The organism is Alcaligenes sp. SJTW-7 (assembly GCF_047716895.1).
GTDB lineage: Bacteria > Pseudomonadota > Gammaproteobacteria > Burkholderiales > Burkholderiaceae_B > Alcaligenes > Alcaligenes ammonioxydans.
The window spans coordinates 2,169,391-2,185,814 of sequence record NZ_CP136682.1 but is presented as its reverse complement, the minus strand read 5'-3'; the positions used below and the strand labels follow the sequence as shown (position 1 = coordinate 2,185,814).

Annotated in this window: 15 protein-coding genes; 14 read left to right on the top strand and 1 reads right to left on the bottom strand. The window is 57.4% G+C overall.

Annotation, left to right across the window (positions count from 1 at the left end; all coding sequences use genetic code 11):
- The 14 genes from RSQ48_RS09810 to RSQ48_RS09745 all read left to right on the top strand — a co-directional run bounded on the left by RSQ48_RS09810 (position 1) and on the right by RSQ48_RS09745 (position 15,207).
- Positions 1 to 411, top strand: coding sequence for a DUF2069 domain-containing protein (locus RSQ48_RS09810; RefSeq protein WP_415301733.1), 411 nt, complete (start codon positions 1 to 3; stop codon positions 409 to 411).
- Positions 412 to 420: 9 nt separating this feature from the next.
- Positions 421 to 1,887, top strand: coding sequence for a protein adenylyltransferase SelO (locus tag RSQ48_RS09805; protein ID WP_059317563.1), 1,467 nt, complete (start codon positions 421 to 423; stop codon positions 1,885 to 1,887).
- A 96-nt stretch (positions 1,888 to 1,983) separates the two neighbouring features.
- The gene (gene aroC / locus RSQ48_RS09800) at positions 1,984 to 3,045 is read left to right on the top strand and encodes a chorismate synthase (RefSeq protein ID WP_003799574.1); all 1,062 of its coding nucleotides are present in this window, start codon (positions 1,984 to 1,986) and stop codon (positions 3,043 to 3,045) included.
- 65 nt (positions 3,046 to 3,110) lie between these two features.
- Complete coding sequence (locus RSQ48_RS09795) at positions 3,111 to 3,938, top strand: M48 family metallopeptidase (RefSeq protein WP_059317564.1); 828 nt, start codon at positions 3,111 to 3,113, stop codon at positions 3,936 to 3,938.
- 502 nt (positions 3,939 to 4,440) lie between these two features.
- Complete coding sequence (gene leuC / locus RSQ48_RS09790) at positions 4,441 to 5,844, top strand: 3-isopropylmalate dehydratase large subunit (protein ID WP_003799576.1); 1,404 nt, start codon at positions 4,441 to 4,443, stop codon at positions 5,842 to 5,844.
- A gap of 13 nt (positions 5,845 to 5,857) precedes the next feature.
- The gene (leuD, locus tag RSQ48_RS09785; protein WP_003799577.1) at positions 5,858 to 6,508 is read left to right on the top strand and encodes a 3-isopropylmalate dehydratase small subunit; all 651 of its coding nucleotides are present in this window, start codon (positions 5,858 to 5,860) and stop codon (positions 6,506 to 6,508) included.
- A 101-nt stretch (positions 6,509 to 6,609) separates the two neighbouring features.
- Positions 6,610 to 7,686, top strand: coding sequence for a 3-isopropylmalate dehydrogenase (leuB, locus tag RSQ48_RS09780; RefSeq protein ID WP_415301732.1), 1,077 nt, complete (start codon positions 6,610 to 6,612; stop codon positions 7,684 to 7,686).
- A 45-nt stretch (positions 7,687 to 7,731) separates the two neighbouring features.
- Entirely contained in the window at positions 7,732 to 8,856 is a 1,125-nt protein-coding gene (gene asd, locus RSQ48_RS09775; protein ID WP_003799579.1) for an aspartate-semialdehyde dehydrogenase, read from the top strand.
- 2 nt (positions 8,857 to 8,858) lie between these two features.
- On the top strand, positions 8,859 to 10,265 hold the full coding sequence (locus tag RSQ48_RS09770; RefSeq protein WP_415301731.1) for a FimV family protein: 1,407 nt from the start codon (positions 8,859 to 8,861) through the stop codon (positions 10,263 to 10,265).
- Between the two features lie 12 nt (positions 10,266 to 10,277).
- On the top strand, positions 10,278 to 11,102 hold the full coding sequence (truA, locus tag RSQ48_RS09765) for a tRNA pseudouridine(38-40) synthase TruA (protein WP_301605807.1): 825 nt from the start codon (positions 10,278 to 10,280) through the stop codon (positions 11,100 to 11,102).
- Positions 11,103 to 11,277: 175 nt separating this feature from the next.
- Positions 11,278 to 11,895, top strand: coding sequence for a TRAP transporter small permease subunit (locus tag RSQ48_RS09760; RefSeq protein WP_003799584.1), 618 nt, complete (start codon positions 11,278 to 11,280; stop codon positions 11,893 to 11,895).
- 2 nt (positions 11,896 to 11,897) lie between these two features.
- Complete coding sequence (locus RSQ48_RS09755; RefSeq protein WP_415301730.1) at positions 11,898 to 13,571, top strand: TRAP transporter large permease; 1,674 nt, start codon at positions 11,898 to 11,900, stop codon at positions 13,569 to 13,571.
- 59 nt (positions 13,572 to 13,630) lie between these two features.
- A complete protein-coding gene (locus RSQ48_RS09750) occupies positions 13,631 to 14,299 on the top strand; it encodes a phosphoribosylanthranilate isomerase (RefSeq protein WP_240208838.1) in 669 nt (222 codons plus the stop codon).
- A 92-nt stretch (positions 14,300 to 14,391) separates the two neighbouring features.
- Entirely contained in the window at positions 14,392 to 15,207 is an 816-nt protein-coding gene (locus RSQ48_RS09745) for a redoxin family protein (RefSeq protein WP_415301729.1), read from the top strand.
- Positions 15,208 to 15,377: 170 nt separating this feature from the next.
- On the opposite strand, the gene RSQ48_RS09740 is transcribed toward RSQ48_RS09745, so the two are convergent.
- Positions 15,378 to 16,382, bottom strand: a complete 1,005-nt coding sequence (locus RSQ48_RS09740) for a bile acid:sodium symporter family protein (RefSeq protein ID WP_003799592.1) — start codon at positions 16,380 to 16,382, stop codon at positions 15,378 to 15,380.
- Between the last annotated feature and the right edge of the window lie 42 nt (positions 16,383 to 16,424).

The following is a 16,424-nucleotide window of genomic DNA, read 5'->3' as shown; positions in this document are numbered from 1 at the left end:
ATGCATGAACCTTTAAACCCCATACTTCATCGAGTGGCGGCCCTGGCCTTGGTCGCCTTGATTGTTTTGTGTCTGGCTTGGGAGCTGCATTTTGCGCCCCTGAAACCGGGCGGCTCCTGGCTGGCGCTGAAAGTCCTCCCTCTGGTGTTGCCGTTGCGCAGCGTGCTCAAGGGCAATTTATATACGCTGCAATGGACGTCCATGATGATTCTTCTGTATTTCGCAGAAGGGGTCATGCGTGCCTGGTCCGATCCGGTCGCAGAGGTTTTACCCTGGGCGGTGGCAGAAATTGTCTTGTCCCTGATCTATTATTTCTGCGCCATTTTTTATCTCTGGCCTGCCAAAAAAGCGGCCAAGCAGCGCAGCAAAGCCGAAAAAGCCGAGGCTGCCAAAGCCGCCAAATCAGCCTGAGGGGGGCGTATGTCCAGTGCGTTCGATGGTCTGACCATCAGTCATCATTTTGCCGATCTGCCGTCGGCTTTCCATACGGCAGTGCCGCCGCAACCTTTGGCAAATGCCCGTTTGCTCCATGTCAATCAGGCGCTGGCGGCGCAACTGGGTCTGGATGTGTCACGCCTGGGCGAGCCAGAGTTTCTCGATGTCGTCAGTGGCCAGTCTCCCTTGCCCGGGGGGCTGACCGTATCGGCCGTCTATAGCGGGCACCAGTTCGGTGTGTGGGCAGGGCAGCTTGGTGATGGCCGGGCGCATCTGCTGGGACAGATTGATACGCCCGAAGGCCCTCAGGAGCTGCAATTGAAAGGCGCGGGCAAAACGCCATATTCCCGTATGGGTGACGGTCGTGCCGTGCTGCGCTCCAGTGTGCGTGAGTATCTGGCCAGTGAGGCGATGGCGGGTCTGGGCATTGCCACCAGTCGCGCGTTGGCGCTGGTCACTTCCGATACGCCTGTCTATCGTGAAAGCGTGGAAACGGGCGCGATTGTCACCCGCGTCGCCCCGAGTTTTGTGCGGTTTGGCTCATTTGAACATTGGGCGAACGACGCCGAGCGCTTGCGTGAGCTGCTGGACTATGTGCTGCGCGATTTCTATCCCGAACTGCGCCAGGACGGCGATTCGGAGCAGGAGCGCGTCTGCCGCTTCTTGCAGGAGGTCACGCGCCGCAGTGCCGAGATGGTGGCGGACTGGCAAACCGTCGGCTTTTGCCACGGTGTCATGAATACCGACAATATGTCCATCCTGGGCCTGACCATTGATTACGGCCCGTACGGCTTCATGGACCGATTTCGTGTGAATCACGTCTGCAATCACAGCGACAATCAAGGCCGTTATGCCTGGAATGCGCAGCCTGCGATTGTGCATTGGAACTTGTATCGCCTGGCCAGTGCCTTGATGGTGCTGGGCCTGGATGTGGAAGTGGTGAAAGAGCGTTTACAGACGTTCGAAGCCAGTTTCCTGAATCGCTATCACGCCAACTTGCAGGCCAAGTTCGGCCTGCGTACCTGGCAGGCGGACGATGCCCAACTGGTCGATGACTGGTGGCGTTTGCTGCATAACAGCGGGGCCGATTTCACCTTGTCCTTCCGTGCTCTGGCACAAGCCAGCAAGGCCCCTGAGGCGTTTCTGAGCCTGTTTGATGGCTCCGAAGATCAGGCTCGGGCCTGGTGGCAAGCCTATAGCCAACGTCTGACTCTGGACGGCTCCGACACGCCTGAGCAGCGCGAGGCCATGAATCGCGTCAATCCCTTGTATGTCTTGCGTAACCACTTGGCCGAGCAGGCCATTCAGGCGGCTGCCAAGGACGATGCCAGCGAAATTGACACCTTGCTGATGTTGCTGCGAGATCCTTACACCGAGCGGGCCGGTTTTGAGGCCTATGCCATGCCGCCGCCTGAAGGCAGTGCGGAACTGGCCGTCAGTTGTTCTTCCTAAAAGACCGGGCGCGGTCCAGGGCATGTCCGGATTCGGGAACAATGCCATAATCGTGCCTGACTTTTAATTTTCCATTTCTTTGCGTTCACTTTCTTTATGTCCGGCAATACTCTAGGTAAAAGCTTCCGCGTCACGAATTACGGCGAATCCCATGGTCCAGCGATTGGCGCAGTGATCGATGGCTGCCCTCCGGGTCTGGAGCTGTCTGAACAGGACATTCAGTTTGAGCTGGATCGCCGTCGTCCAGGCACATCGCGCCATGTAACCCAACGCCGCGAACCTGATCAGGTGGAAATTCTGTCCGGCATTTACGAAGGCCGCACAACCGGCACGCCCATTAGTCTGCTGATTCGCAATTCCGATGCGCGCAGCAAAGATTACGGCAATCTGCTCGATACTTTCCGTCCCGGTCATGCCGATTACACCTACTGGAAAAAGTTCGACAACCGTGACCCGCGTGGAGGGGGGCGTTCTTCGGCTCGCTTGACCGCGCCTACTGTGGCTGCGGGGGCGATTGCCAAGAAATGGCTGGCCGAACACGTCGGCGTCAAGATTCGCGGCTATATGAGCCAACTGGGCCCCATCGCCATTCCGTTCAAAAGCTGGGACATGGTCGAGCAAAATCCCTTCTATGCCCCCGATCTGGATGTGGTGCCGCAGTTGGAAGCTTATATGGACGAGCTGCGCAAAGAAGGTGAGTCCATTGGGGCCCGCATTGAAGTGGTGGCCGAAGGGGTGCCTGCCGGTTGGGGAGAGCCGATTTATGACCGTCTGGACGCTGATATTGCTCACGCCATGATGGGCTTGAATGCGGTTAAAGGTGTCTCCATCGGGGCCGGATTTGATTGCATCACCCAAAAAGGTTCAGAGCATGGTGATGCGCTGTACCCGGATGGATTCAAGACAAATCAGGCCGGGGGCGTGCTGGGTGGTATTTCTTCAGGGCAGGCCATTACCGTCTCGCTGGCGATCAAGCCGACCGCCAGCATTCGTACCCTGCGCCCCTCCATTAATCGGGCCGGAGAAGCGGTCGAGGTTCAAACCCTGGGTCGTCATGATCCCTGCGTGGGTATTCGTGCCACACCGATTGCCGAGGCTTTGCTGGCCATTGTGCTGATGGATCATTGCTTGCGTCACCGCTCGCAATGCGGAGTCTGATGTAAGGGTTTGCGCCGGAGGCCGGCACGTCATTTTCTAATCAGGTTGGTTTGCAGGAGCTGATCATGAAAGGTATTGTGAACGGAAAACGCGTCTTGGCGGCCGGTTTGATACTGGCTAGCGCGGGTTGTGCGTCGGTCCAGACCACGCAAAGCGGGGCAGTGGGGGTCGAACGCAAACAGTTCATCTCCAATCTGGTTTCTGAGGCCGAGCTGAATCAGGCTGCCGCCCAGAACTATGCGCAGGTCCTGTCGCAAGCACGCCAGCAAAAGGCGCTGGATACGGACGCTGCCCAGACTCAGCGGGTGAAAGCGATCGCTCAACGTTTGATTGGACAGGTTGGCGCGTTCCGTGCCGATGCTCCTGCCTGGAACTGGGAGGTGCATGTCATCAATGCGGACGAGGTCAATGCCTGGTGCATGCCCGGAGGCAAGATTGCGGTCTACAGTGGTTTGCTCAAGCGCATCGCCCCTAGCGACGCTGAATTGGCAGCGGTGATCGGTCATGAAATCGCGCACGCTTTGCGAGAGCACTCACGCGAGCAGGTGTCCCAGAAAATGGCGACGTCCTTGGGGCTGACAGTCTTGTCCGCCCTGACAGGGGTACAAGCGGTCAATGATCTGGGCGGCACGCTGAGTGAAGTGATGTTCGAATTGCCCAATAGTCGCACGCATGAATCCGAGGCAGACTTGATCGGTGTTGAATTGGCAGCTCGTGCAGGGTATGACCCACGGGCTGCCGTGACGCTATGGCAGAAAATGGGGTCTTTGGAGCAGAGCCGAGCCCAGCCCGAGTTCTTGTCGACTCACCCGGCGTCCTCAACTCGCATTGCAGATTTGCAGGCGATCTCGGAGCGGGTCATGCCCTTGTATCAGCAGGCGGCCAAGCCGTGACGGGGTGACCGCGTTCGGACCACAACCCAAACCGGTGCCGGTTTGGGTTTTTTTATGGAACGCGGTTTACTTGCCCATGCTTGGCGTTCGCCACACCCGGGTTGCCCAGCGAGGTGGCATGCATGTCCAGACAGAAAGAGCCGTCCTTGATTGGTGAAGTGTGTCAATACACCCGCTCGACCAACACTTTGCCCAGGCTGCTTTTGTCCAGCGCCAGTTTGGTCTGAATGAGGCCTAGGGTGACAGCGTTTAGTCGGGGAGGCGAGTGGTGCTTATCACTCTTTAGCCAAGCCCTGGCTGTGAATCACGGGAGTTGACTGCGCGAAGCAGAATATGGCTTGAGTGTCTGCCTTGGATTCGGGGAAAGCGTCCTATCGTGGTAGTTCCAATACTAGGATGGTGATTGGTCTTGTCCCAGTTACTGCGCCTGTCATAATAAGTGCAAATTTTAGTGCGCCCCGTGTGCTGCGGGACGCAATCACAACTGAATCGCGAGAGTGCAATGGCAAAAACCTTATACGATAAGTTGTTCGACGAACACGTCGTACATCAGGACACGGATGGCACCTGTTTGATCTACATTGATCGCCACTTGCTGCATGAAGTGACCAGCCCGCAAGCCTTCGAGGGTCTGACTCTGGCCGGACGCAAGCCTTGGCGCGTCAGTGCCAATCTGGCGGTGGCAGATCATAACGTCCCCACCACCTCGCGTCAGAATGGCATTGAAGATCCCATTTCGCGTTTGCAGGTCGATACCCTGGACGCCAACTGCGAAGAGTTTGGCATTACCGAATTTCGCATGAATGATGTGCGTCAGGGCATTGTGCATATTGTCGGTCCTGAGCAGGGGGCTACCTTGCCCGGCATGACGGTGGTGTGTGGCGACTCTCACACCAGTACGCACGGTGCCGTGGGCGCTCTGGCCTTCGGTATTGGCACCTCTGAAGTTGAGCATACGCTGGCCACCCAGACCTTGCTGATGAAAAAAAGCAAAAGCATGCTGATTCAGGTGGATGGCAAGCTGCCCTTTGGCTGCACGGCCAAAGACCTGATCCTGTATGTCATTGGGCAGATCGGCACTGCCGGGGGAACGGGCTACGCCATTGAGTTCGGTGGCTCGGCCATTCGTGCCCTGTCCATGGAAGGACGCATGACCGTGTGCAATATGGCGATTGAGGCCGGGGCTCGTTCAGGGATGGTTGCCGTCGATGAGCAAACCATTGAGTACCTGCGTGGTCGACCTTATTCGCCCAAAGGCGCGTTGTGGGATCAGGCCGTTGCGTACTGGAAAACCTTGCATACTGACCAAGGGGCGCAGTTTGATCGCGTGGTTCAGATTGATGCCAGTCAGATTACCCCTCAGCTGACCTGGGGAACCTCGCCTGAAATGGTACTGCCCATCGACAGCCGGGTGCCGGACCCCGATAAAGAAAAAGATGAAGTCACCCGTAATGGTATGGAGCGTGCCCTGGAGTACATGGGCCTGACGCCCAATATGCCCCTGACTGATATCCGTATCGATCGCGTGTTTATCGGCTCCTGTACCAACGCCCGCATTGAAGATTTGCGCGCCGCAGCCGCCGTGGCCAAAGGGCGCAAAGTGGCTTCCAATGTGAAGCAGGCCATGATCGTCCCCGGCTCTGGCCTGGTCAAGCGTCAGGCTGAGCAGGAAGGGCTGGACAAGATTTTTCTGAATGCCGGTTTTGAGTGGCGCGAACCAGGCTGCTCCATGTGTTTGGCCATGAACGCCGACCGCCTGGAGCCGGGCGAACGCTGTGCCTCAACCTCCAACCGTAACTTTGAAGGACGTCAGGGGCAGGGTGGACGAACCCATCTGGTCAGCCCGGCCATGGCCGCAGCGGCCGCCATTGCGGGCCATTTTGTCGACGTGCGTTCGTTCAACTGAGGAAATCCACACCATGCAAGCATTTACTACTCATGAAGGTCTGGTCGCTCCCTTGGATCGGGAAAACGTGGATACGGACCTGATCATCCCCAAGCAGTTCCTCAAATCCATCAAGCGCACCGGCTTTGGCCCCAATCTGTTTGATGAGCTGCGTTATCTGGACCACGGCGAGCCTGGCATGGACAATTCCCGCCGTCCGCTGAACCCGGATTTTGTGTTGAACCAGGACCGTTACCAGGGCGCCTCCGTGCTGCTGGCCCGCAAGAATTTCGGTTGTGGCTCCAGTCGCGAACATGCCCCCTGGGCCCTGATGCAATATGGCTTTCGCGCCATTATCGCGCCGTCCTTTGCCGATATTTTCTTTAACAACAGCTTCAAGAATGGGCTGTTGCCCATCGTATTGAACGAGCTGGATGTGGCCCGTCTGTTCGATGAGGTCAAAGCCTTTCCTGGCTACAAATTGCGTATTGACCTGGCTGAACAGCGCGTCATTACGCCCGAAGGTCGTGAGCTGCCGTTCACCATTGATGCTTCGCGCAAGCACAGCCTCTTGAATGGACTGGATGAAATCGGCCTGACTTTGCAAAAGGCGGACATGATCCGTCAGTACGAGGCCGAGCGTTTGGCCCGTCATCCCTGGCTGGTGGGCCAGCCAGGGGCCTGATGCCAGGCGCAAGATCGTCCCGCTAGGATTTTGTTGGGATGTTCCGGCGATCGAGCCGGAACCTTTCCCTCCCACTCTCTCATTTTTACGTCCCATTGATCATGACTCATAAAATTGCAGTATTGCCCGGTGACGGCATCGGTCCCGAGATTACCGAACAGGCTCAGCGTGTGCTGGGCGCTCTGGGCCTGGATCTGGAGATGACCGTGGCCCCGGTGGGCGGCGCCGCTTACGATTTGCACGGTCACCCCTTGCCACCCGAAACCTTGAGCCTGGCTCAACGCTCCGACGCCGTGCTGTTCGGTGCCGTGGGTGACTGGAAATATGACTCGCTGGAGCGCCACCTGCGCCCCGAACAGGCCATTTTGGGCCTGCGTCGTGCGATGGGCCTGTTCGCCAATCTGCGTCCCGCCATCCTGTACCCGCAACTGGCCAACGCTTCCACCTTGAAACCAAAAGTCGTGTCGGGTCTGGATATCCTGATCGTGCGTGAACTGACGGGCGATATCTACTTCGGCCAGCCGCGTGGCGTGCGTACCGTGGAAGAGGGTAACTTCGCAGGCGAGCGTCAGGGTTTCGACACCATGCACTACGCCGAAAGCGAAGTGCGCCGTATTGCCCACGTGGGTTTCCAGGCCGCACAAAAACGGCAGAAACGTTTGTGCAGCGTGGACAAGTCCAATGTGCTGGAAACATCCCAGTTCTGGCGCGACATCATGATTGATGTGGCCCGTGAGTATCCGGACGTCGAATTGAGCCACATGTACGTGGACAACGCTGCCATGCAATTGGTGCGTGCGCCAAAAGAATTCGACGTGATTGTCACAGGCAACCTGTTTGGCGATATCCTATCGGATGAAGCCGCCATGCTTACGGGCTCGATCGGTATGTTGCCCTCGGCTTCTCTGAATGCCTCCCAGCAAGGCTTGTACGAACCCAGCCATGGCTCGGCCCCCGATATTGCCGGCCAGAACAAAGCCAATCCCCTGGCCACCATTTTGTCTGCCGCCATGTTGCTGCGCTATTCGCTCAATGCAGAAGATCAGGCCAAACGCATTGAGGCGGCGGTTGCCAGCGTGCTGGAGCAGGGCCTGCGTACCGGCGACATCTACGAAGACGGTTGTCAATTGCTGAGCACCAGCGCGATGGGGGATGCAGTGCTCAAGGCTTTGCGATAGTATCTTTTATCGTTTTATTTTTTTATATATCCAGGTGGTATTACCATGACTCAAGCGGTAGGTTTGGTCGGCTGGCGTGGGATGGTGGGCTCCGTGCTCATGCAGCGCATGCGCGACGAAGGTGATTTTTCCCTTTTTCAGCCGGTGTTTTTCTCGACTAGCAATGCTGGCGGCGCAGCTCCCTCGTGGGCTGATGGCGCTGGCCCATTGCAGGATGCTCACGATATTGACGCTTTGAAAAAGCTGCCCATTATTGTGACCGCCCAAGGTGGAGATTACACAAGCCAGATCTACCCCAAGCTGCGTGCCGCCGGCTGGAACGGTTTGTGGATTGATGCGGCCAGCACGCTGCGCATGGATGAAAACTCCGTGATCGTGCTGGACCCCATCAACCGTCCTGTTATTGACGCGGCGCTGGCCAAAGGTGGCAAGCAGTTCATTGGCGGCAACTGTACGGTCAGCTGCATGTTGATGGGCCTGGGGGGGCTGTTCAACCAGAATCTGGTTGAGTGGATGACCAGCATGACCTACCAGGCTGCCTCGGGCGGTGGCGCTCAGCACATGCGTGAGCTGCTGACACAGTTTGGCCTGATCAACCAGTCCGTTGCCAGCTTGCTGGACGATCCTGCCTCGGCCATTCTGGATATTGATCGCGGTGTCTTGCAGACTCAGCGCGATCCCAATCTGCCTCAGAAAAACTTTGGTGTTCCACTGGGCGGCAGCCTGATTCCCTGGATCGACTCCGACCTGGGCAACGGCATGACGCGCGAAGAGTGGAAGGGCGGCGTGGAAACCAACAAGATCCTGGGCCGCGGTGCACAGGACAAGCACATTCCTATCGACGGCCTGTGTGTACGTATTGGTGCCATGCGCTGTCACAGTCAGGCACTGACCATCAAACTGACCCGTGATGTGCCGCTGGACGAGATCACGGACATCCTGGCGGAGGGCTCCAAGTGGGCCAAGGTCGTGCCCAACGAGCGTCAGGCCACGATAGAAGCGCTGACGCCGGTTGCCGTGACTGGCACGCTGGACATCCCGGTAGGTCGTCTGCGCAAGCTGAACATGGGCCCCGAGTACTTGAGCGCCTTCACGGTGGGCGACCAGTTGCTGTGGGGTGCTGCCGAGCCATTGCGCCGCATGTTGCGTATTGCCCTGGGCGAGCTCTGATCATGGCTGGCCGTCTGCATCCTGTACGTACGCTGGGTTCGGCCCTGCTTGTGGCCGGGATGCTGGCGGCCGCGCCGGTGTGCGCGCTGGAGCTCGGTCATAGTCGTCTGGTGTCCGCGCCCAATCAGCTTTTCACGCTGGATGTGGGTATTCGCCAGATCAGTCCCGAAGAAAGTCTGTCATTGAAAGTGGCGCCCGCACCTTTGTCGGCCTGGCAACAGGCTGGCTTGACACCGCCCGTTGACCTGGACTCTCTCAGAGCATTCATCGAGCGTGACGAGCAGGGGCAGGTGCGACGTATCCGGCTGTCCTCCGAGCAGATGTTCTCGGGTTCTGTTGCGGATGTGCTGTTGCAGATTCAAAGCGACAGCGGGCAGTTCTTGCATCAGGTCAGTGTTCTGGCTCCCGCCCCACTGACTGTCCGGCCGGTGGCCCAGGATCAGGTGGCTCGTCCGGCCCCTGTGGCGGTGCAGGTTTCAGCTGCGTCGAACTCATCGGATACGAAAGGCGCGAATGCGGTGCGCGTCCGCTCGGGCGATACCTTGCATGCTTTGGCCCGTCGCCACGCCGTGGCCGGTGTCAGCGCTTACCAGTGGATGCGGGCGGTGCAGCAGCACAACCCCGATGCCTTCATCGATCAGAACATGCATCGTCTGAAGGCCGGCAAGACTCTGCAGATTCCGGATGCGGCGGCCATGTTGGCGATAAACGATGCCCAGGCCCGCCGTTTCTACGTGGATCAGGCCCAGGCGTTGCGCTTGGCAGCGCAAGCTGGAGGCGATCAGGGCGATGCGTCCCAAGGTCGGATGCAGACCGAGAGTGGCGAATCCGCTGCAAATGGGGCAGGCCAGGATCGTCTGCTTCTGTCGGCCGGTTCTCAAGCCCGTGATGACAAGCAGCAATTGCAGCACGAATTACGTGAGACCGGGGATCGTGTTTCGCAGTTGGAAGAAAATGTCTCGACGCTGGGCCGTGCCTTGCAGTCCCAAGGCGAGGCGGCCAAAGACTTGATTCTGGACTCTGCTAACGAGCTGGGTCTGGGCCAGTCCGGCAATGAGACGACCCACTCATCTTCTCAATCTGGCGCTTCTGGCGCCGCTTCTTCTGCCGCGGTGGCAGGAGCGATTTCCGTGCCTCCCGAGCCCGAGCAGGGCAAGATGGCCGGTGCAGTTAACAAGGCAAAAAAGACCGTGTCCTGGATACAAGAACATATGTTGGCCGTCATGGCCGTGGTACTGGCGTTGATCGTGGTCCTGGTGACCTGGGTCTTGCGCCGGGCCAATACCGAAAATCGTCATGGTGATGATTCGCCTGCGCCTGTCAGCGAGGCAATGGTTCGGGAGAAACTGGAAAAAATCAATCTGGACCTGGATCAGCCGCCTTCGGACGAGCCTCCTGTACGTCAGTAAGGCAAACCCACCATGAGACGTATTGCACTGGGTGTCTGCTATGAGGGGACGCCCTGGCTAGGCTGGCAAAGTCAGGCCGGTGGCAACACCGTTCAAGATGTTCTGGAGCAGGCACTGGGCCGTTTTACGGCCCAGCCCGTTTCTACGATCTGCGCCGGGCGCACGGATACGGGCGTTCATGCGCTCAATCAAGTGGTTCATCTGGACACGACAGTCGAGCGTAGTCTGGAGTCCTGGGTGCGCGGGCTTAACGCGTTGTTGCCGGACTCGGTAGCGGTGCAATGGGCGCGCGAAGTGCCGGAAGACTTCCATGCGCGCTTTTCCGCGCAAGGACGTCACTATATCTACCTGCTGCGCCAACACCGGGTACGCTCCCCTTTGTTGCAGGGGCGGGTTGCCTGGGTGTTTCGTCCTTTGGAGCTGTCCCTGATGCAGCAAGCTGCCCAGCACTTGGTGGGTGAGCACGACTTCAGTGCGTTTCGCTCCTCGCAGTGCCAGGCTGCCAGTCCCGTAAGGACCATGACCCAGATTCAGATTCAGCAGCAGGGTGATTTTTTTCTATTTCGCTTTAGCGCCAATGCGTTTTTGCATCACATGATCCGTAATCTGATGGGCATGCTGGTCTATATCGGACAAGGCCGCCAGCCTCCCTCCTGGGTGCTGCATCTCCTGGCCCAGCGTGATCGCCGCTTGTCGGCTCCGACTTTTGAGGCCAGTGGCCTGTATCTGGCCGGGGTGGATTATCCGGCTCACTTTGATCTCCCCACGTCGGACCCCGATGACTTGCTCTATGAATTGAGCGGACTGCGTTTTGCCAAGGCAGCTGAAAATAAATGATGATCTAGCGCATTTCTAAAGGGTTTATCCCCGGTATCCGAATCGGCTTCACCTGTTTCAATCGTATAAAATGTGAAGCCATTTTCTTTCTTACATTCTTATCTGTATAAGGCCGACCACCTTCGGGCATCCGCCACAAGCGAGTCCTGAAGGCGACCATATCCTGAGCAAGGCCATGAAATTCTTTTTACGATTGTCTAGTTTGATCGACCGACTGAACACGGTCGTTGGTAAATCCGTAACCTGGCTGACCCTCATTGTGGTGTTGGTCAGTGCGATCAATGCCGTGGTGCGCAAGGTCTACGGCATTAGCTCCAACCAGTGGCTGGAATTGCAATGGTATTTGTTCGGTGCAATTTTCCTGCTGGCGGCGGGCTATACCTTCTTTGTCAATGAGCATGTACGGGTGGATGCCGTGGCAGAACGCTTCCCACCTCGTGTTCAAGTCTGGATCGACATCTTTGGCGTCATCTTTTTTCTTTTGCCCGCCACGCTGTTGATTTTCTGGCTCTCCATTCCATTTTTTGAGCAGTCTTATGTGTTGAACGAGCAGTCCTCCAATACGGGTGGGCTGGCGCGTTGGCCGGTCAAGCTCTTGATTCCGGTCGGATTCGCCTTGCTGGCACTGGCCGGTATTTCGCATCTGATCAAATGCATCGGCTTTTTGCGGGGTGCTTGTCCCAACCCCTTGCTTAAAAACGGCGGGTTAAGTGCTGAGGAAGAGCTGGCCAAGGAGATCCTGGAGATAGCCCGGGCAAATGACGCAACGATTTCTGTTTCTAAGGGCCAGTAACAATGGAATTTCTGGTTGATAATCTGGCTCCGATCATGTTTTTTAACCTGATCGTGTTTTTGCTGTTGGGTTTCCCCGTGACGTTTACCTTGTCGGCGATCGGGGTGTTGTATGGTCTGGTCGCCATTGAGCTGGACATGATGCAGCCGGCCTTGTTCCAGGCCTTGCCGCAACGGGTATTTGGAATCGTCGAGAACGACACCTTGCTGGCCGTTCCCTTCTTTACCTTGATGGGCCTGATACTGGAACGATCGGGAATGGCGGAAGATCTGCTTGATACCATCGGGCAGTTGTTCGGCCCCTTGCGCGGCGGACTGGCCATTGCGGTGGTACTGGTCGGTGCCATGCTGGCCGCCACCACAGGCGTGGTGTCGGCTTCGGTGATTTCCATGGGCTTGATTTCCTTGCCCATCATGCTGCGCTATGGCTATGACCGCAAACTGGCTACCGGCGTGATCGCTGCTTCGGGCACGCTGTCGCAGATCATTCCTCCCTCAATTGTGTTGATTATTCTGGCTGACCAGCTGGGTCGATCCATAGGCGACATGTATCGCGGTGCGATGCTGCCCGGCTTGCTGCTGGTGGTGATTTATATTCTGTACATTGTGGTGATGTCGTACATCAAGCCCAAGTCGGCGCCAGCCCTGCCGCCCGAGGCCCGTGTGTACATGGAGCCTGATGGCAGTCGTGGCCTGACTTCCCTGGTAGTCCTGACGATCGTGGCGTCTGCTGTGGCCTATTTTGGTTCTCAGCACTACTTTGCCACGCATCCCAATATTCCGATGGACGAGCATATTGTTGTGCTGATGTTGCTGTGGGGCATGACGGCCTGGTTGATCGCGCTGGCCAACAAGCTGCTCAAGCTCAAGATGCTCTCCAGGATCGCCGAGCGCGTGGTCTTCGTGATGGTGCCGCCCCTGTTTCTGATCTTTCTGGTGCTGGGCACAATCTTTATTGGCGTGGCGACACCGACCGAGGGCGGGGCAATGGGGGCCGTAGGGGCCATCATCATGGCCGTATCGCGTGGGCGTTTGTCTTGGAAGCTGTTGCGTCAGGCGATGGAGTCCACCACCCGTCTGTCCTGCTTTGTGGTCTTTATTCTGGTGGGCTCTACGGTGTTCAGCCTGAGCTTTCGCGGCATCAATGGCGATTTGTGGGTGGAGCACCTGCTGATCGACATGCCTGGCGGAGAGTGGGGCTTTCTGATCATTGTCAGCATTCTGACCTTTCTGCTGGCCTTCTTTCTGGACTTTTTTGAGCTGGCCTTTATTATTGTGCCGTTGCTCGGGCCGATTGCCGACAAGATGGGGATTGACCTGATCTGGTTCGGTGTCTTGCTGGCGGTCAATATGCAGACTTCCTTCATGCACCCGCCTTTTGGCTTTGCGCTGTTTTTCCTGCGTTCGGTCGCTCCGAAAGAGGATTACACCGACAAGGTAACGGGCGAGCGGGTCAAGCGAGTGGCAACGACCGATATTTACTGGGGATCGGTGCCCTTTATTATCATCCAGTTATTGATGGTCGCCGCTGTGCTGGTCTTTCCCGGGCTGGTCACGCATTACAAAGACGGCGAAGTTCTGTTGGAGGACTCGCAGATCCAGTTTGGTACCGAGTCGACCTACGGCTCTGATATCTATGGCTTTGGTATGGATGACGCCGCCAGCAGTTTCCAATAAAGTCGTTCCATCTTTCAAACGGGGGCATCGGGCCCCCGTTTTTTATTCGAGGATCAATGATGTACAGCCGTACCCGAGTCAAGATTTGTGGCTTTACCCGAGCGCAGGATGTTGATGCTGCCGTCCAATTGGGCGCGGATGCGGTGGGGTTTGTGTTTTATCCGAAAAGTGCCCGCATGCTCAGCACCCAGCAGGCTGTCGCCTTGCGCGCCCATGTCCCGGCATTCGTGCAGGCGGTAAGTCTGTTTGTGAACGCCCCCGAAGGCTTTGTGCGGGAGATTCTGGAGCAGGTGCAACCGGACCTGCTGCAATTTCATGGGGAAGAAAGTCCGCAAGAATGCCGGCGCTATGCTCATCCGTATATCAAGGCTTTCCGTGTCGGGGCGCCCGGCCTGGACACGGTAGACAGCCTGTTTGAGCAGTGCATGAAGTATCCCGATGCGCGAGCCTGGTTGATGGACGGCTATCACGATGCTTATGGCGGCACGGGTACGGCCTTCGATCCGGCCTTGATCCAGGGCCTGCAACTGCGTCTGCGCTCCCAGGAAGGCCTGCCGCCCCTGGTTCTGGCTGGAGGCATGCGTATCGATAATGTGGCCGATCGAGTCGCATTGCATCGACCTTATGCGATTGATGTGAGCAGCGGTGTTGAGCTGGAGCCCGGCGTCAAATGCCCTGCCAAGATGGGTCAATTCATGCAGATGTTGAGCGAGGCTTCCCTGAACTAGGGAATCTTTACGCGCGATGGCTGTCTGTTCTTGTTGGCCCGACCCGCTTAAGGCGGGTCTGTTTTTATCTGGTCTTGTCAGGATTTATGGTTATGCAAAGCATACAGCTCGGTCCTTTTACCTTTGCCACGTCCTTGTTTGCGTTCTTGGTCGCGGCCTTCTTGGGGCTGTTTCTGGCGGCCTGGCTGGACAGACGCCGACAGACCCGGGCGGAATCAGTCTTATGGCGCGCCGTTCTTCTGGGGGTCTTGGTCGGCCGCCTGGGCTTTCTCATTCAGCAATGGGAGTTCTACCAAAATGACTCCTTGAGCTGGCTGGATGTGCGCGATGGCGGTTTGATGATTCCGGCTGCAGTGACGGCGGGCTGGTTCTACGTGCTGTGGCGTGTGCTGCGTGACAAGGCGGTCTTGCCAGCGGTGGCCGGTGGCCTGGCTATGGGTGTCGCTGCGTTTTCGCTGGTTATGGTCGCAACGGGCCGAGGTGGCCTTGAACCATCCATCCCCTTGCCCGAGATAGACTTGATTCCCCTGCAGGCAGACTTCAGTACGCCGGACAATCTGGATCAGTACAAGGGGAAGGTAACCGTCGTGAATCTCTGGGCCAGTTGGTGCCCGCCGTGCCGTCGCGAGATGCCAGCATTCCAGCAAGTGCAAGCCAGCCGAAGCGATGTGAATATTGTGTTCGCCAACCAGGGCGAGGAGCTGACGGCGATCCAGCACTATCTGAATGAGGAAAACCTGGAATTGGGCAATATGTGGCGCGATCCGCATATGCAGCTGGGGCAGGCCGTGCGCAGTCGGGGTTTGCCAACGACCTTGTTTCTGGATGAGCAGGGTCGTCTGGTGGATGTGCGGGCCGGAGAATTGTCGGCAGCGACCTTGAATGACAAGATCAATACCTTGCAGTGAGCGGGGGGCGCATTGTCCATGGCGTTCTCAATGAGCTACGGCGCGCCAGAGAGCAAGTGAGGGCGGCGACGAACAGCTTTTGGCTGAGAAGACCTGCGGCTTGTTGCGTTTCAGTGCCCTGGCACGCAATGGCCCAGTGTTCCTGGAACTGGGCCATCATCGCTTACGTATCAGGCTTTTTGCAGAGACATCTTTTCTTCTGGTGTTGTCGGGCGCTGTGCGTATCGATTCGCAATGAAGGCGCAGGCCATCAATTGAATCTGATGAAAGATCATGATGGGTAGCAGAGCGGGGCCAATCGCAGCGCCGGTAAACAGCACTTGGGCCATGGGCACACCGGTTGCCAGACTTTTTTTGGAGCCGCCGAACACAATCGTGATTTCGTCTTCCTTGCTAAAGCCCAGCTTGCGGGCCATCCAGGTCGTCAGAAACAAGATAATGGCCAGTAACACCACGCAGACCACGGTCAGAATAGCCAGGGACTTGGGTGGAACAGCTTGCCACAGACCGCCGATTACCGACGCGCTAAAAGCCGTGTAGACCACCAGCAGGATGGAAGACTGATCCACACTGCGCAGCCATTTGCGGTTGCGATCCATCCACTTGCCAATCAGGGGGCGCATCAGATGGCCCACAACAAAAGGCAGCAACAATTGCAGGCTGATCTTCTTGATGGCGTCCACCGTCGAGCTGGCCGAGCCGCCGTCCGCGTCCAGCAAGAGCTTGAGCAGCACGGGAGTGAGCACAATGCCGATCAGGCTGGAGGCCGAGGCACTGCAAATGGCGGCTGGTACGTTGCCGCGAGCAATCGAGGTAAAGGCAATGGCCGATTGCACGGTGCCGGGCAAGGCGCACATATACAAAATGCCGACAAATAAGGGCATGCCCAGCAAAGGCAACAAAATGGGCTTGGAGATCAGGCCCAAAAGAGGGAACATCACAAAGGTGCAGGCAAAGACCAACAGGTGCAAACGCCAGTGGGTTGCGCCGGCAATGATGGCCTCGCGAGACAGCTTGGCGCCATGCATGAAAAACAGCAGGGCAATGGCCAGACCGGTAATCACATCAAAAATCACGGCGCCCTGACCATAGGCGGGAAAGAAGCTGGCCAGCGCCACAACGCCGATCAGGATCAGAGTGAAGTTGTCAAAAAGCAGTCGCAGTTGAGAGAGCATGGGTTTGTGAGAGGCTTGAAAGGCTTGCGTTATGAAAGGCCT

What these genes read in the sequence shown, in the direction of transcription:
- RSQ48_RS09755 (WP_415301730.1), top strand. Translation starts at nt 11,898, where the DNA reads ATGGAATTTCTGGTTGATAATCTGGCTCCGATCATGTTTTTTAACCTG.
- aroC (WP_003799574.1), top strand. Translation starts at nt 1,984, where the DNA reads ATGTCCGGCAATACTCTAGGTAAAAGCTTCCGCGTCACGAATTACGGC.
- RSQ48_RS09795 (WP_059317564.1), top strand. Translation starts at nt 3,111, where the DNA reads ATGAAAGGTATTGTGAACGGAAAACGCGTCTTGGCGGCCGGTTTGATA.
- RSQ48_RS09770 (WP_415301731.1), top strand. Translation starts at nt 8,859, where the DNA reads ATGGCTGGCCGTCTGCATCCTGTACGTACGCTGGGTTCGGCCCTGCTT.
- RSQ48_RS09805 (WP_059317563.1), top strand. Translation starts at nt 421, where the DNA reads ATGTCCAGTGCGTTCGATGGTCTGACCATCAGTCATCATTTTGCCGAT.
- leuD (WP_003799577.1), top strand. Translation starts at nt 5,858, where the DNA reads ATGCAAGCATTTACTACTCATGAAGGTCTGGTCGCTCCCTTGGATCGG.
- RSQ48_RS09760 (WP_003799584.1), top strand. Translation starts at nt 11,278, where the DNA reads ATGAAATTCTTTTTACGATTGTCTAGTTTGATCGACCGACTGAACACG.
- RSQ48_RS09810 (WP_415301733.1), top strand. Translation starts at nt 1, where the DNA reads ATGCATGAACCTTTAAACCCCATACTTCATCGAGTGGCGGCCCTGGCC.
- RSQ48_RS09745 (WP_415301729.1), top strand. Translation starts at nt 14,392, where the DNA reads ATGCAAAGCATACAGCTCGGTCCTTTTACCTTTGCCACGTCCTTGTTT.
- RSQ48_RS09740 (WP_003799592.1), bottom strand. Translation starts at nt 16,382, where the DNA reads ATGCTCTCTCAACTGCGACTGCTTTTTGACAACTTCACTCTGATCCTG.
- leuC (WP_003799576.1), top strand. Translation starts at nt 4,441, where the DNA reads ATGGCAAAAACCTTATACGATAAGTTGTTCGACGAACACGTCGTACAT.
- leuB (WP_415301732.1), top strand. Translation starts at nt 6,610, where the DNA reads ATGACTCATAAAATTGCAGTATTGCCCGGTGACGGCATCGGTCCCGAG.
- asd (WP_003799579.1), top strand. Translation starts at nt 7,732, where the DNA reads ATGACTCAAGCGGTAGGTTTGGTCGGCTGGCGTGGGATGGTGGGCTCC.
- RSQ48_RS09750 (WP_240208838.1), top strand. Translation starts at nt 13,631, where the DNA reads ATGTACAGCCGTACCCGAGTCAAGATTTGTGGCTTTACCCGAGCGCAG.
- truA (WP_301605807.1), top strand. Translation starts at nt 10,278, where the DNA reads ATGAGACGTATTGCACTGGGTGTCTGCTATGAGGGGACGCCCTGGCTA.